The organism is Micromonospora sp. HM5-17, assembly GCF_003762835.1.
GTDB lineage: Bacteria > Actinomycetota > Actinomycetes > Mycobacteriales > Micromonosporaceae > Plantactinospora.
Window position 1 is genome coordinate 430707 of sequence record NZ_RJWA01000002.1, and the last position, 14597, is coordinate 445303.

The 14597-nt window shown below is 73.4% G+C and carries 8 protein-coding genes and 1 pseudogene; 4 read left to right on the forward strand and 5 right to left on the reverse strand.

What is annotated here, in order from left to right; all coding sequences use genetic code 11:
- Positions 1–124 precede the first annotated feature (124 nt).
- Both EF879_RS07200 and EF879_RS07205 read left to right on the forward strand, forming a co-directional pair.
- A complete protein-coding gene (locus EF879_RS07200; protein WP_233604286.1) occupies positions 125–925 on the forward strand; it encodes an amino acid-binding protein in 801 nt (266 codons plus the stop codon).
- Positions 926–962: 37 nt separating this feature from the next.
- The gene (locus EF879_RS07205) at positions 963–2171 is read left to right on the forward strand and encodes a GNAT family N-acetyltransferase (protein ID WP_123556073.1); all 1209 of its coding nucleotides are present in this window, start codon (positions 963–965) and stop codon (positions 2169–2171) included.
- A gap of 178 nt (positions 2172–2349) precedes the next feature.
- Here EF879_RS07205 and EF879_RS07210 read toward each other — a convergent pair whose 3' ends face one another.
- A complete protein-coding gene (locus tag EF879_RS07210) occupies positions 2350–3930 on the reverse strand; it encodes an aldehyde dehydrogenase family protein (RefSeq protein ID WP_123556075.1) in 1581 nt (526 codons plus the stop codon).
- An 834-nt stretch (positions 3931–4764) separates the two neighbouring features.
- Between EF879_RS07210 and EF879_RS07215 the strand changes: the two genes are divergently transcribed.
- Complete coding sequence (locus EF879_RS07215; protein ID WP_233604287.1) at positions 4765–7485, forward strand: glycoside hydrolase family 9 protein; 2721 nt, start codon at positions 4765–4767, stop codon at positions 7483–7485.
- 74 nt (positions 7486–7559) lie between these two features.
- On the opposite strand, the gene EF879_RS07220 is transcribed toward EF879_RS07215, so the two are convergent.
- The 4 genes from EF879_RS07220 to bioB form a co-directional block, all read right to left on the reverse strand.
- The gene (locus tag EF879_RS07220) at positions 7560–9566 is read right to left on the reverse strand and encodes a glycoside hydrolase family 3 protein (RefSeq protein WP_233604288.1); all 2007 of its coding nucleotides are present in this window, start codon (positions 9564–9566) and stop codon (positions 7560–7562) included.
- A gap of 257 nt (positions 9567–9823) precedes the next feature.
- Entirely contained in the window at positions 9824–11776 is a 1953-nt protein-coding gene (locus EF879_RS07225) for a lectin (RefSeq protein WP_123556079.1), read from the reverse strand.
- Between the two features lie 184 nt (positions 11777–11960).
- The gene (locus tag EF879_RS07230) at positions 11961–12185 is read right to left on the reverse strand and encodes a hypothetical protein (RefSeq protein ID WP_123556082.1); all 225 of its coding nucleotides are present in this window, start codon (positions 12183–12185) and stop codon (positions 11961–11963) included.
- Between the two features lie 14 nt (positions 12186–12199).
- Positions 12200–13195 (reverse strand): biotin synthase BioB, encoded by a 996-nt coding sequence (gene bioB, locus EF879_RS07235; protein ID WP_123556085.1) that lies wholly within the window; start codon positions 13193–13195, stop codon positions 12200–12202.
- 260 nt (positions 13196–13455) lie between these two features.
- Between bioB and EF879_RS07240 the strand changes: the two are divergent.
- Positions 13456–14589: pseudogene (locus tag EF879_RS07240) on the forward strand (8-amino-7-oxononanoate synthase); the annotation flags it as partial.
- Between the last annotated feature and the right edge of the window lie 8 nt (positions 14590–14597).

Below are 14597 nucleotides of genomic sequence, written 5' to 3' on the forward strand. Positions count from 1 at the left end.
CGGCACGTACCGGTTGTTGCTGCCGGGACATGGCATGGCAACAGGGACGAAATGGTCATAGGGCAGCATGGTCCCCAGCACACCGGCGGTGACCCGCGCCGGTCCGCCGACGGAGGGGACGGACATGTTGCTGAGGGTTCGGGTGACCCTGCCGGACCGACCTGGCACACTCGGCCAGGTGGCCCGCACGCTGGGCGTGGCAGGGGCCGACATCGTCCAGGTGGTGGTCCTGGAGCGGCTCGGCGGGCGGGCGGTGGACGACTTCACCGTCGTCTGGCCGGGGGCGTCCCGGGTCGACCGGCTCAGCGCCGGGCTCGGCGCGATCCCCGGCGTACGGGTCGACGGCATGTGGCGGGCCATCGGCGCGCCGACCGGTGGCGGACAGGACGCCGAGCTGCTGGCCCAGATCGCGGCGAACCCGGCGCACGGCCTCGCCACGCTGGTCGACGCGGTGCCGGGGCTGCTCGCCGCCGACTGGGCCGCCGCCGCCGTGGTACCGGCCGACTGGGCGGCCCGCAGCGCGCCCGGCTCGGGAGCGGTCCGGGGCACCGGCGCACCCGCGGTGGCGTACGCGAGCTGGCGGGCGCCGAGCCCGCTGCGCCTGCCCGAGGTGACGCCGTTGCGGGCCCGCGCCCTGCGCGGCCCGACCGGGGTCCACTACGCGGTCGCGCCGTTCGGCCGGGCCGGGCTGGTGCTGATGCTCGCCCGGGTGGACGGCGACGGGCTCGTGGCGGCCGGCTTCCACGTCACGGAGGTGGACCGGATCGCTCAACTCGTCCGCGCCGCCGCGACGATCCTCGGCGATCGGCTCGACCTGGTCGGTGCCGCACCGGCGGCGTCCGGTGCCGCGTCCGCCCGGGCCGCGGCGATGGCGGCGGTGACCGAGACCACGGCCACCGTCACCGGTCCGGCAATCGCCGAGTAACAGTCGGCGGGCAGGCTGGACCCGGGAGGGAGTCACCATGACGCTGTGGCGGATCAGAGCGACCGTGACCGACCGGCCCGGATTCCTCTCGGTGCTCACCGCGAGCCTCGCGTTGCGCGGGGTCAACATCCTCACCGTGCAGGTGCACACGACCGAGGCCGGGGCGGTGGACGACTTTCTGGTCGACGCGCCGGCCGAACTCACCGCGGACGACCTGGTCGCGGCGGTGGAGAAGGGTCGTGGCCGGGACTGCTGGGTGGCGCGCAGCGAGGCGCAGGGCCTCGTGGATCAGCCGACCCGGGCCCTCGGCCTCGCGACCCGGCTGGTGCACGACCCGGACGCGCTGGGGGAGACGCTGCGGACGCTGCTCGCCGCCGACTCGGTGACCTGGCGCCCGCTGCCCGCCGCCGGTGGTCCCGGGTACGACCGGGGCGCCATGCGGCTGCCGGACCCGGACGGTGGAACGTTCGAGGTGGGCCGGAGCGCCCCCGCCTTCACCCCGGCGGAGTTCGCCCGCGCCCAGGCGCTGCTGGAGCTGGCCGGGGCCGTGCTGCGGCGTAGCGTCGAGCACGTCACCCTGGTGCTGCCGGAGGGCGCCGAGGTCCTGGTCCGCCCGGCGCTCACCGAGGACCTGGCCGCGGTCCAGGCGATGCACCAGCGTTGCTCCGCGGATACCCTGCGCCGTCGCTACCCGACGATGGCCGACCGACCGGACGGTGAGCGGCTGCGCCGTCTGCTGGCTCCGGCGCGCGGGGTGACGCTGCTGGCGGTGCCGGAGGGCGGGACCGGGGATCCGGACCGGGTGGTGGCGATGGCGAACCTGGTCGCCGAGGGCGAGCTCGCCCAGGTCGCCCTCCTGGTCGAGGACGCCTGGCAGCGACGGGGCCTGGGTGGCGCCCTGTTGCGCCGGCTCGCCACGTACGCGGACCGGGGCGGCTACGCGGCGCTGTCGGCGTACACCCCGGCCGACAACGTGGGGATGCTGCGCCTGCTGAACCGGTTCCACCGGCCCGGCGCGGTGGAGCGCGACGGCAACCTGCTGAGCGTGACCGTGCCGCTGGCCGAGCGCTCCGCTGCCGCGCCGCCCGCCGAGCGGCTCGGGACCAGGCTGCCGATTCCGGCCCAGCCCGGCCCCGGCGCGGCCGCCGGTTCCGGGCGCGGCCTCGGGACGTCCGCCGGTCCCCGGCCCGGCCCCGGCGTGCCCGCCGGGCGCGCCCGTGCCGCCGCCGAGGCGCCGGAGACCTGAGACAGCGGTCCGGTCCCGGTTCGGGACCGGACCGCGGAGAACGCCCACCGGGGGCGAGACGGCGGGCCGGGCCGCCGGGCCGCCCATCGGGGGCGAGACGGGCGGGGCCCGTCCGGTGGGACGGCCGGACGGGCCCCGTCAGCTCCGGTCCCGGTCGGGTGGAGGCCACAGCGACGTCTCAGATGTTCGGCGGCAGGGCTGTCCACTCCGGGAAGTTTCCGTAGAGCCGCTCGCCCGGTTCACCGACGGTGACCGCCTGCACCAGGAGGTCGCCCCCGACGAAGGCGCCCTTCCAGGACGCGCCGCGACCGCCGAACGGCTCCGCCCGGTCGCCCCGGGAGCGGGGCCGGTTGATGCCCACCTTGAACGCCTGCAGGTCGACGGCGAGCTTGGCCGCCTTCTCCTCGTCGTCGCAGGCGAGACTCGCCACCAGCGCGCCGTTGGAGGCGTTCATCGCGGCCAGCAACTCCTCCTCGGTGTCCACCACCACGATGGTGTCCACCGGCCCGAACGGCTCGGCGTGCATCAGCCGGGACCGCCCCGGCGGGGCGAGCAGCACCGAGGGTGCGACGTACGCCGAGGTGTCCTGGCCGGGGAGGAAGGGCGCCCCGTCGAGCCGGCCGCGGTAGAGCGGGATCGCGCCGCCGCGGACCGCCTCGTCCACCTTACGCCGCAGCTCGTCGGCCTTGCCGGCGCTGATCAGCGGCCCGAAGTCGAGGTCGGGCAGCGGGTCGCCCGGGCTCCAGGTGTCGTCCACGGCGAGCGGGTGCCCGAAGCGGACCGAGCGGACGACCGGCAGGTACATGTCGAGGAACTGGTCGACCAGGTCGCGCTGGACCACGAAGCGTGGGTACGCGGTGCAGCGCTGCTTGCCGTACTCGAAGCCCTTCTTCAGGTGCGTGGCGAGCATGTCCCACTGGGAGAACTCCCAGATGCCCCAGGCGTTCAGTCCCTCCTGCTCGATCATGTGCCGCTTGTCGGTGTCGAGGAGCGCGGCGGCGACCTTGCCGCCGTTGGACCGACCGCCGACGAAGGCGACCGCGCCGATCTCCGGTGCCCGGACCAGCACCTCGGAGAGCTCCTCGCCGCTGCCGGAGACCAGGGTGGCGGGCAGCCCGACGCGGCGCATCAGCGCGTGGGCCACGGTGAGACAGACCGCCCCACCCTGGGACGGGGTCTTGGCGATCACGGCGTTGCCGGCGAGCAGCTGTACCAGCTCGGCGTGGACCAGCACGCTCATCGGGTAGTTCCAGCTGGCGATGTTGCTGACCGGGCCGGGAAGCGGCTCGCGTCCGCCGGCCAGCATCCGGTCGATCTCCTCGACGTACCAGCGGACGCCGTCGAGCGCCCGGTCGACGTCGGCGCAGGCGAGCCGCCACGGCTTGCCGATCTCCCAGACCAGCAGCAGGGCGAGCAGGTCGCGGTGCGGGGTCAGCGCGTCGAGCGCCGCGACCACCCGGGCCTTCCGGTCGGCGAGCGGGGTGGCCGCCCAGTCCCGGTGCTCGGCGGCCGCGAAGGCCACCGCGGAGCGGGCCGACTCGGCGTCGAGCCGAGGCAGGTTGACCAGCACGGTGTTGTCCACCGGGGTCCGGACGGCGGTCGGGGCGCCGGTCGACTGCCAGGCCCCCTCGATCAGGTTGCGCAGGGTGACGGCCCCGTCGGGGCGGCCCGGCTCGAGGTCGAACGCTTCGGGGGCCGTCTCCACCGCCCGGGCGAGGGTTTCCTGCCAGGCGGTGCCGTCGGCAAGGCGCAGTGCCATCGCTGCCTCCTCAGGTCGGTGGCCGGTCGGGCGGCCGGCGCGGTCCGGGGTGGACCCGGAGCCGCCGGGATCGGACCCGGACCTCCGCCGTGGCGGTCCGGGTATGCCGGCGCGGACGCGGCCCCGGTCGGGCGGCGCGTCGAGGGGTCACCCGGGGACGGCGGACGCCGGCCCGCTCCGATGCGGCCAATGTGGTTGCGGTGGGCCTCCGGAGGGCCGTACGCGGGGCCGGTGCTCCGGGAGGGCCGTGGGTGGCGAGCGACCCGGGCGGCGCGCCGCACTGGCTGGGCGGCGTCCCGGCGGGTCGCGGTGAGCTGCGCGGCGGCGACAGTGGCACCGCTGATCTGCGCGTACTGTCCCCCGGTTTGCGTGGCGCCGGCAACCGTACGCCCGTATCGCGGAACGCCGACGGTGCCCGGGTGCCGACGAGTGGACGGGATCGACGTCCAGTGATCGACGATGAGCCGCGAAAACGGCGTCAATATATTGATTGATATGTATCATGTGAGGAGTGTCAAAGGGTGGGAAAGGGCTTTCCTGACCCCCCGGGTCCCCCGTCTCGTGCGCCGGTCGGGCTCCCGGGTCGCCGGTTTGGTTCTTCACAAACCGGCAATGGCGTGGCTACATTGTTGGCTATCCATGGGAGCGCTCCCGGTGCTCCGACGAGGCCCGATGCGACTCCCTGGACCCGCACCCCCACCGGCCCGACCCGCACCTCTCACCCGACACCCGCGCCGCGCACCGCGCAGGGGAAGGGGCGGATGCGCCCCCATCCGCCCGGACGTCCCCCGCCACGCGTCGCCGCGCGCGGCTCCACGGACAGGAGCGATTCTCGTGCGTCACCGCATCGCCCCGGCCCGGCCGAACGGACAGCGTCCCCGGCCCGGACCACGTCCCCGGCCCACGATCCGGCACCGGCTCGACGGCCGGCAGCGCCCGGACGGCCGGCCGCGCCCCGACCGGGGGCAGCGGCCCGGCCGCTGGTACGACCGCGCCGCGACCGCCGTCGTCGCCGCGCTGACCGCCGCCGGGCTCATCCTGGCCGGCCCGCATCCCGCCGGCGCCGCCGGCCCCGGGGGCGACGGCGCCGGATCCGGCCCGGCCACACCGGCTGCCCTCGCCGGACCCTTCAACTACGCGGAGGCGTTGCAGAAGGCGCTGCTCTTCTACGAGGCGCAGCAGTCCGGCCGACTCCCCGACTGGAACCGCGTCTCCTGGCGGGGCGACTCCGCGCTGACCGACGGGGCCGACGTCGGGCTCGACCTCACCGGTGGCTGGTACGACGCCGGCGACCACGTCAAGTTCGGCTTCCCGATGGCGTTCAGCGCGACCATGCTCGCCTGGGGGGCGGTCGAGTACCGCGCCGCGTACGCCGCCTCCGGTCAACTGCCGCACCTGCTGAACAACCTGCGCTTCGTCAACGACTACTTCGTCAAGGCGCACCCGGCGCCGAACGTCCTCTACGGGCAGGTCGGCAAGGGCGACGACGACCACAGGTGGTGGGGGCCGGCCGAGGTGCTGCCGATGGCGCGCCCGGCGTACAAGATCGATTCGAGCTGTGGCGGCTCGGACCTGGCCGCCGAGACGGCGGCGGCCATGGCCGCCTCCTCGATGGTCTTCCGCCCCACCGACCCGGCGTACGCCGACCGGTTGCTCACCCACGCCCGGCAGCTCTACACCTTCGCCGACACCGTCCGGCGGCCGTACCACGAGTGCATCACCGATGCCACGAACTTCTACCGCTCCTGGAGCGGCTACCAGGACGAGCTGGTCTGGGGGGCGATCTGGCTGCACCGGGCCACCGGCGAGGCGAGCTACCTGGCCAAGGCGGAGAGCGAGTACGACCGGCTCGGCACCGAGCCGCAGTCGACGACCCGGATGTACCGGTGGACGGTCGCGTGGGACAACAAGCAGTTCGGCGCCTACGTCCTGCTGGCGAACCTGACCGGAAAGCAGAAGTACGTCGACGACGCCAACCGCTGGCTCGACTGGTGGACCGTCGGGGTGAACGGGGAGAAGGTCCGGACCTCGCCCGGCGGGATGGCGGTGCTGGACACCTGGGGCGCGCTGCGGTACGCCGCCAACACCGCCTTCGCCGCGCTGGTCTACAGCGACCGGCTCACCGACGTGGCCCGGAAGGCGCGCTACCACGACTTCGCCGTACGTCAGATCAACTACGCGCTCGGTGACAACCCGCGCAACTCCAGCTACGTGATCGGCTTCGGTGCCAACTACCCGAAGTACCCGCACCACCGCACCGCGCACGGCTCCTGGTGGGACAGCCAGCAGGTGCCGGAGGAGACCCGGCACGTCCTCTACGGCGCCCTGGTCGGCGGCCCGTCCGCACCCGACGACCGCTACACGGACAGCCGCGGCGACTACGTGATGAACGAAGTCGCCACCGACTACAACGCCGGGTTCACCTCCGCGCTGGCCCGGCTCTACGCCGAGTACGGCGGCACCCCGCTGGCGGACTTCCCGCAGCCGGAGGAGCCGGACATGGACGAGATCACCATCGAGACCACGGTGATGCAGAACGGGCCGCGGGCCACCGGGATCAAGGCGATCGTCTACAACAGGTCCGCCTTCCCGGCCCGGGCGCTCACCACCTCCCGGTTCCGGTACTACTTCCGCCCGGAGGGCACCGGCCCGATCCAGGTGACCAGCGGCTACACCCAGGGCTGTCCGGCGCCGACCACCGCCCACCCGTACTCCGGCGACATCTGGTACGTCGAGGTCGACTGCTCCGGCTACACCATCGCCCCGGCGGGCCAGTCGCAGCACCGGATGGAGGTGCAGTTCACGATCGGCGTGCCGGAGGGCGGCACCTGGGACCCGAGCAACGACCCGTCGTACCAGGCCGCCGCCGGGCCGAACCCGAAGCTGGCGCTCTGGGAGGGGGAGACGCTGATCTGGGGAGCCGAGCCCGCCCCGGCGACCCCGGACACCACCCCACCGGGTACGCCGACCGGCCTGGTCGCCTCGGCGGTCACCAGCAGCGGCGCGACGCTGACCTGGAACGCCGCCACCGATGACGTCGGGGTCACCGGTTACCGGGTCTACCGGGAGGCCGGCGCCGCCGACGTCCTGCTCGGCACGGTCGCCGCCACGACGTACGCGGTGACCGGGTTGACGCCCGGCACGACGTACGAGTTCTACGTCGTCGCGGTGGACGCGGCCGGCAACACCTCGGCACCGTCGGCACCGGTCTCGGTGACCACCGACACCACTCCGACCAGCGGCTGCCGGGTCACCTACGCCACCACCGACTGGAACACGGGCTTCACCGGCACGGTCACCATCACCAACACCGGCGCGACCACGATCGACGGCTGGACGCTCGCCTTCACCTTCCCGGGTGGGCAGCGGATCACCCAGTCCTGGTCGGCGACGGTCACCCAGTCCGGTGCGGCGGTGACGGCGACGAACCTCTCCTACAACGGCACCCTGGCACCCGGGGCCTCGACCAGCTTCGGCTTCACCGGCTCCCACCCCGGCAACAACCCGAGGCCCGCGACGTTCACGCTCAACGGCGCGGCCTGTACGACCGGCTGAACCGTCCCGCGCCGGTCCCACTCCGGGGCCGCCGGGCGGTACCAGCAGGCTGCCCGGCGGCCCCGGTCCGTTGCTCAGCGGGTACGCAGGCCGTATCCGTACGGGAACAGGGGGTGGTAGTCCCGGTCGCCGACGTTGATCGGCACCTGCGCCTCGCTGCGCGGCCAGCTCATCGGGAGCCGGCCGGTGAACGGACGCCGGCCGAAGAGCACGTCCGCGACGCCGGCCCCCTCGCTGCCGGGCAGCCAGGAGGCGACCAGCGCGTCCATGATGTCGAGCTGGTCGGTCAGCACCTGCGGCCGGCCACTGACGATGAGGACCACGCAGGTCTCGATCTCGCGGCAGACCTTGTCGATGACGGCTCGGTCACCCGGCTGGAGCGAGAGCGACTTCTCCTCGTGCTGTGGCGGGGTGCACCAGGTGCACTCCGGGCCGCCGACGTCGCCGAAGCCCTCGGCGTACGGCGTCTCGCCGACGACCACGATCCCGACGTCGGCACCGTCGGTCGGCGCGGAGGCGTCGGCGCTGTAGGTGACCCGCGCCCGGGGCGCCACCTCGCGGATGCCCTCCAGGATCGTCGTACCGGGGATGATGTCGCCGGAGGCGCCCTGCCACTGGATGGTCCAGCCGCCGGCCTGGTTGCCGATGTCGTCGGCGTTGCGGCCCGCGACGTAGAGCCTCGCGTCCCGGCGTAGCGGCAGGGCCCGGTTACGGTTCTTCAGCAGCACCTGCGACTCGGCGACGGCGCGGCGGGCCAGGGTGCGATGCTCCGGGCTGCCGACCTCGTCGATGTCGTCGGTCGAGGCGTACGGCTTCTCGAAGAGGCCGAGCTCGAACTTCGCCCGCAGGATCCGGCGGACGGCGTCGTCGATCCGGGCCCGGCTGACCCGGCCGGCCTCCACCTCGGCGACCAGCAGCTCGATGAACTGCGGCGCGCTGTGCGGCACCATGAACATGTCGATGCCGGCGTTGACTCCGGTTCGGACCTTGTACGGGGTCAACCCGCCGTTGGTCGGGTCCGACGGGTCGGGAATCTTGTGGATGCCCTCCCAGTCGGAGATGACGAAGCCCCGGAACCGCCGGGCGCCCTTGAGCACGTCGGTGATCAGTTCGCGGTGGGCGTGCATCTTGACCGGGTTGCCGACGCCGTCCTCGGTCCAGTCCACGCTGGAGTACGACGGCATGACGCTGCGTACGTCGTACCGCCGCATCGCGTCCCAGTACGGCGCCAGGTTGGTCCGGGCGAAGTCGGCTCGGCTGCTGACCGTGACGCCCTGGTCGATGACGTACGTCTGGGAGTCCGGCGGCAGCGACTTGTTGGCCTCGGCGGCGGCGTGGTCGTAGACGGTGTCGCCGTCACCGGCGTAGTGCTTCACGGTGGCCAGTACCCCGGCGCTCTGCGATCCGGCGATGTAGCTGGCCATCTGGCCGACCAGCTTCGGGTCCTCGCCGAAGCTCTCGTACGTCCGGCCCCAGCGCTCGTCCCGGGCCACGCAGAGGCAGGGGGCGAAGTTCCACGGGATGCCGGTGGCGCGGACCTCCTCGGCGGTAGCCCGGCCGATCTGCCGGACCAGGTCGGGGTTCCGGGTGGCGCCGAGCCCGATGTTGTGCGGGAAGACGGTGGCGCCGTAGACGTTGGCGTGCCCGTGCACGGCGTCGACGCCGTAGATGATCGGGATGCCGAGGCGGGTGCTCATCGCCTGCCGTTGGAATCCGTTGATCATCTCGACCCAGGCTTCCGGGGTGTTCGGGGTCGGGACGGAGCCGCCGCCGGAGAGGATCGAGCCGAGGTGCCACTCGGCGATCAGGCTCGGGTTGTCGGCGACCGCGGCCCGCTCGGCCTGGGTCATCTGGCCGACCTTCTCCCGCAGGGTCATCCGACGGAGCAGGTCGTCGACCCGGCGCTCGACGGGCAGCCAGGGGTTGCGGTACGCGGGCCGGTCGCCGTGTCGGGCGGACGGGGACCCGGGATCGCCGGTGGTGGGGGTGGCCGATGCCGCGTCCGCCGGCAGCAGGGCGGCGACCAGCAGGCCGACCACCAGGGGTGTCAGCCGGGTGCGGGATCGTTGGTGTGCACGCACGGTGGCCTCCAGGATCGTTCGGGGACGCGCCGCCCTCGATCCTTCCCAGATCGATCGTGCGGCGTCAATATCAAACCGTAAGGTTTGTTATCTGCGGGGGCCCACAAACCCCCGGCGGCGGGTTGCCGCCGGGGCCGGGCGGGGATCCGGTGTCCGCGACCACCGGAATCTGATGGCGTCGGTGGCCCGGCCGGTCCGCGCCGGGATCTCCGCGTCACGACCGGGCTGACCGTACGGGGTGGAGGAGGGACCAGGGATCAGGCCGGAACGGTCCACTTCTGGTTGGCGGCGCCGGTGCAGGTCCAGATCTGCGTCGGGGTGCCGTTCGCCGGGTTGTGATCCAGGACGTCGAGGCACTTGTTGGCGCTGACGCTGGTCAGGTCGCGGCCGGCGGTCGCGGTCCAGCGCTGGTTGGCGGCGCCGGTGCAGGTCCAGATCTGCACCCGCGCGCCGTTGGCGGTCGAGTGGTCGCGGACGTCCAGGCACTTGCCCAGGGCCCGGACGGTGCCGTCGGCGGCGAGCGTCCACCGCTGGGCGGCGGTGCCGTTGCACTCCCAGAGCTGCACCGGGGTACCGTCGGCCGCGTTGCCCCCCGCGACGTCGAGGCACTTGCCGGCCAGGCCGACGATCGGGCCGGTGCGCCCGCCACCGGACTGGGTCCCGGACCAGGTGAAGGTCGCGCTGGTCCGGGCCGGCAGGGTGTACGTGAAGGACTGGCCACCCCAGACCACCCGGATCGACTGCGCCGAGGTGCCACCGTTGTGCGCGATCAGCGCCTTCGAGCCGTCGGGGTTGCGGTACGCGACGTTGAGCACGGGGCTGGTGGCGGTCGAGTCGATTCGGTACGCCCCCGGCCTGACGAACTTGGTCAGGTGCCCGGTGGTGTAGTACTCGATGGTGTAGTCGACCTGGCCGGCCCGGGGCCCACCCTCCTGCACCGTGATCAGACCGGTGCAGACGTCGCAGCCGCCGTTGTGCGGGCCCTGGAACTGGTTCAGCGCCAGGCTCCACTTGACCAGGCTGCTGCTCCAGTTACGGGCGTAGGTGACGATGTCCGCCATGTCCTCGTTGTGCTGGTTGGCGATCCAGTTGCCGCCCGAGTGCTCCGTGCTGAACTGCCGAACGGACGGGTACTGGGCGCGCACCTGGCTGCCGACCGCCGGGTCGCCGAAGTAGCCGTGCCAGGCGATGCCGCCGAAGAGCGGGTCGTTCCGCAGCGCCGCGTCGGAGACGATGCCCGCGCCGATCTGGCCCCAGTCCCCGTAGTTCCAGTCGTGTACCAGCACCTTGGTGGTGATCCCGGCGGCCCGGAACGCCGGTAGCAGGTGGTTCTTGGTGAACTCCAGCAACCCGGAGGCGTTCCAGTTCATCCCCGGGTAGTTCATCGCCGTCGGGTTGTCCGCCCGGCAGCAGTTCGGCTCGTTCTGCACCGAGACGTAGTCGATCGGGATCCCGGCCGCCTGGTACGTCTGGATGTACTTCACGAAGTACTGGGCGTACATCGGGTAGTACTCCCACTTCAGCCAGCCCATCTGGTCCATCCGGCCGTTGTCCTTCATCCAGCCGGGGGCGCTCCACGGCACGCCCTTGACCCGCAGCGCCGGGTTCAGCGACTTCGCCTGCGCGGTGAGCAGCCGGACGTTGGTGTCGTAGCCGTTGGCGTAGAAGTCGGAGAGGTCGCAGCAGGTGTCGTCGAGCGAGACGTTGCCCGGCCGGGAGAGGTCGGAGGCACCCATCGGGTTGCGGACGAAGGAGAGCCCGATGCCGTCGGTCGGGTGGAAGAGCCGGCGCATCACCTCGTCCCGGGCGGCCGCGCTGACCGCCCCGCCGCGCAGCAGGTACGCCGTGGTGTCGGTAATCGAGGCACCGCCGCCCTCGAACTGCTGGTAGCGGACGTTCTCGTCGACGTTGATGGTGTGGGTCGCGCCGGGGCTGGTGGCGGCGAAGGCGATCGGCGACTGTTGCTGGAGGCCGCGGGTGACGGTACGCCCACCGGCGTCCGAGGTGGTGGTGAGCCAGACGTTCACCTGCTCGCGGGCGGCGTGGGCCGCCGGCGTGGGGCCGGCGACGGCACCGGTGGCGGCGAGGCCGAGGACGAGCAGCCCGGCCGGCAGCACGCGTCGGAGCGACCGGGCGGTGCGTGGCGGTGGCGTCGTGGCCGGCGCGGGCCGGGCCCGGCGGCTCGTGGCCGCCGTACCTGCTGGGTTCATGGGACGGGTTCCCCTCGTTCGCACGTCCAACGTCTACGGCCGGCCGACACTAATAGATAACACTCTTAAAAAATTCGTGTCAATGAACCGGGTCCGGGTTCGCGGTCAGCTCACGGTCCGTGGCCTCGCCGGGGACGGACGGTTGCCACCGGAGGCCGGCCCGTGCGGCCTCGGGCCGCCCGGATCATCCCCGGGTGGTGCCGTGCTCCACGCAGGTCGCCGTCCAGCCGGCCGGCAGCACCTGTACCCGCATCCGACGGCGACAGGCCGGGCAGAACCGGGGCGGCTCCAGCCGTCGGGCCGCCGCGCACTCCTCGTGACCCCCGTCGGCCAGTGCCCGCCCGCAGCGGTCACACCACGGCCCGGCCGCCGGATCGGTGCCGCCCCTGGTCGGCTCCGTCGTCTCCACCCGCGCCCCCGGTCTCAGATCGTGGCCGACAGGGCCTTGACCGGCATCTTCAGCTCGGCCAACAGGGCGAGATCCTCACTGGCCGGGCGGCCGAGCGTGGTGAGGTAGTTGCCGACGATCACCGCGTTGATGCCGCCGAGCAGGCCGTCCCGGGTGCCGAGGTCGCCGAGGGTGATCTCACGCCCGCCGGCGTACCGGAGGATCGTCCGCGGCATCGCCAGCCGGAAGGCGGCGATGGCCCGCAGCGCGTCGCGCGGCGCGACGGGAGACCGGTCACCCAGCGGGGTGCCCGGCCGGGGGTTGAGGAAGTTCAACGGCACCTCGTGCGGATCGAGCTCGGCGAGCTGCGCCGCGAACTCGGCGCGCTGCTCGACGGTCTCGCCGAGGCCGATGATGCCACCGCAACAGACCTCCATGCCGGAGGCGCGGACCATCCGCAGCGTCTCCCAGCGCTCCTCCCAGGAGTGCGTGGTGACGACGTTCGGGAAGTAGGAACGGCTGGTCTCCAGGTTGTGGTTGTAGCGGTGTATCCCCAGCTCGACCAGCTCGTCCACCTGGGCCTGGGTCAGGATGCCGAGCGAGGCGGCGATATTGATCTCCACCTCGGCCCGGATCGCGGCCACACCCTCGCGCAGCTGCCGCATCAGCCGCTCGTCCGGGCCCCGGACCGCGGCGACGATGCAGAACTCGGTCGCACCGGTCTTCGCGGTCTGCTTCGCCGCCTCCACCAGGGACGGAATGTCGAGCCAGACCGAGCGGACCGGGGAGGCGAAGAGGCCCGACTGGGAGCAGAAGTGGCAGTCCTCCGGGCAGCCGCCGGTCTTCAGCGAGACGATGCCCTCGACCTCGACCTCCGGACCGCACCACCGCATCCGTACCTCGTGGGCGAGCTGCAGGGCGGCGGAGAGCCGGTCGTCCGGAAGCCGGAGCACGGCGAGCACGCCGGCCTCGTCGAGGCCGACGCCACCGTCGAGGACCTGGGTCCGTGCCTGGTCGAGGATGTCGGGCATGGTCCGTACCCTACAAGGCGGACCGGCCGTCGGTGGGTGCCGACCGGCGAGCCGCGGCCCGCCCGACCAGCTCCGATCGGATCCCGTGCCCCGTCGGCCCGGCGGCCGCCCGCGGGCCGGTCCAGGTGGTATTTTCGCCGCTCGGGGCCGTCGTCCGGCCGGCGGTGGGCCGGTGCCGACGCCCCGCGGAGCCACCCGCCCGAGGGTTCCGCCGAGCGCCGCCACCCGACCCTTCGGGCGCGGACGAGTGGGGAGTGACCGTGCCAGGCTGGCTGGAGGTGCTGGAACGGAAGTCCCGGTTGCGCGCCAGGGCCGGGCTCAGCCGGCGGCTACGGCCGCGCGGTCCCGGTGAGCCGGTGGTCGATCTGGCCGGCAACGACTACCTCGGCCTCTCCCGCCACCCGGCGGTCACGGCCGCGGCGGCCGAGGCACTGACCGGGTACGGCCTGGGTGCGACCGGCTCCCGGCTGGTCCGCGGCAGCACCGCGCCCCACCAGGCGTTGGAGGGAGCGCTCGCCGACTGGCTGGGCACGGCCGGAGCGCTCGTCTACTCCTCCGGCTATCTCGCCAACCTCGGTGCGGTACGCGCCCTGACCCGGCCCCGCACCCTGCTGGTCAGCGACGCACACAACCACGCCTCGCTGATCGACGGATGTCGACTCTCCGGTGCCGAGACCGTGGTCACGCCGCACCTCGACGTCGATGCCGTCGCCGCGGCGCTGGCCGCCGCGCCGGGCCGCCCGGCGGTGGTGGTCACCGAGTCGGTCTTCTCGGTCGATGGTGACCTGGCTCCGCTGACCCGGCTGCACGAGGTGGCTCGTCGGCACGGGGCGCTGCTCCTGGTCGACGACGCGCACGCGCTCGGCGTCCGCGGTCCGGACGGTGCGGGCGCGGTCGCGGAGGCCGGGCTCACCGGCGAGCCGGACGTGGTGGTGACCGCCACGCTCTCCAAGGCGCTCGGTGGAGCCGGCGGCGTCGTGGCCGGTCCGGCCGAGCTGATCCGGCACCTGATCGACACCGGACGGACGTTCATCTACGACACCGCGCTGCCACCGGCGGTGGCGGCGGGGGCGCTCGTCGCCGCCGATCTGGCCCGGGCCGGCGGCGAACTGCGGGCCGAGCTGGCCGACCGGGCCGCCGCCGCCACCCGCCGGCTCCGCGCCGCCGGCCTGGCGGTCTCGGAACCGGCCGCCGGCGTGATCTCGGTGGCGGCACCCGGTCCCGAGGCGGCGGTGACCTGGGCGGCCGACTGCCTGGACCGCGGGGTCGCGGTGGGCTGCTTCCGGCCGCCGTCGACCCCGGACCCCCGGTCCCGGTTGCGGCTCACCGTCAACGTGGGCGTCGCCCGCGCCGACTTCGAACGGGCCCTCGACGTGATCGTCGCGTGCGCGCCGGCCGCCGG

Coding starts and splice junctions, on each gene's coding strand:
- EF879_RS07200 (WP_233604286.1), top strand. CDS start 125: ATGTTGCTGAGGGTTCGGGTGACCCTGCCGGACCGACCTGGCACACTC.
- EF879_RS07205 (WP_123556073.1), top strand. CDS start 963: ATGACGCTGTGGCGGATCAGAGCGACCGTGACCGACCGGCCCGGATTC.
- EF879_RS07210 (WP_123556075.1), bottom strand. CDS start 3,930: ATGGCACTGCGCCTTGCCGACGGCACCGCCTGGCAGGAAACCCTCGCC.
- EF879_RS07225 (WP_123556079.1), bottom strand. CDS start 11,776: ATGAACCCAGCAGGTACGGCGGCCACGAGCCGCCGGGCCCGGCCCGCG.
- bioB (WP_123556085.1), bottom strand. CDS start 13,195: ATGCCCGACATCCTCGACCAGGCACGGACCCAGGTCCTCGACGGTGGC.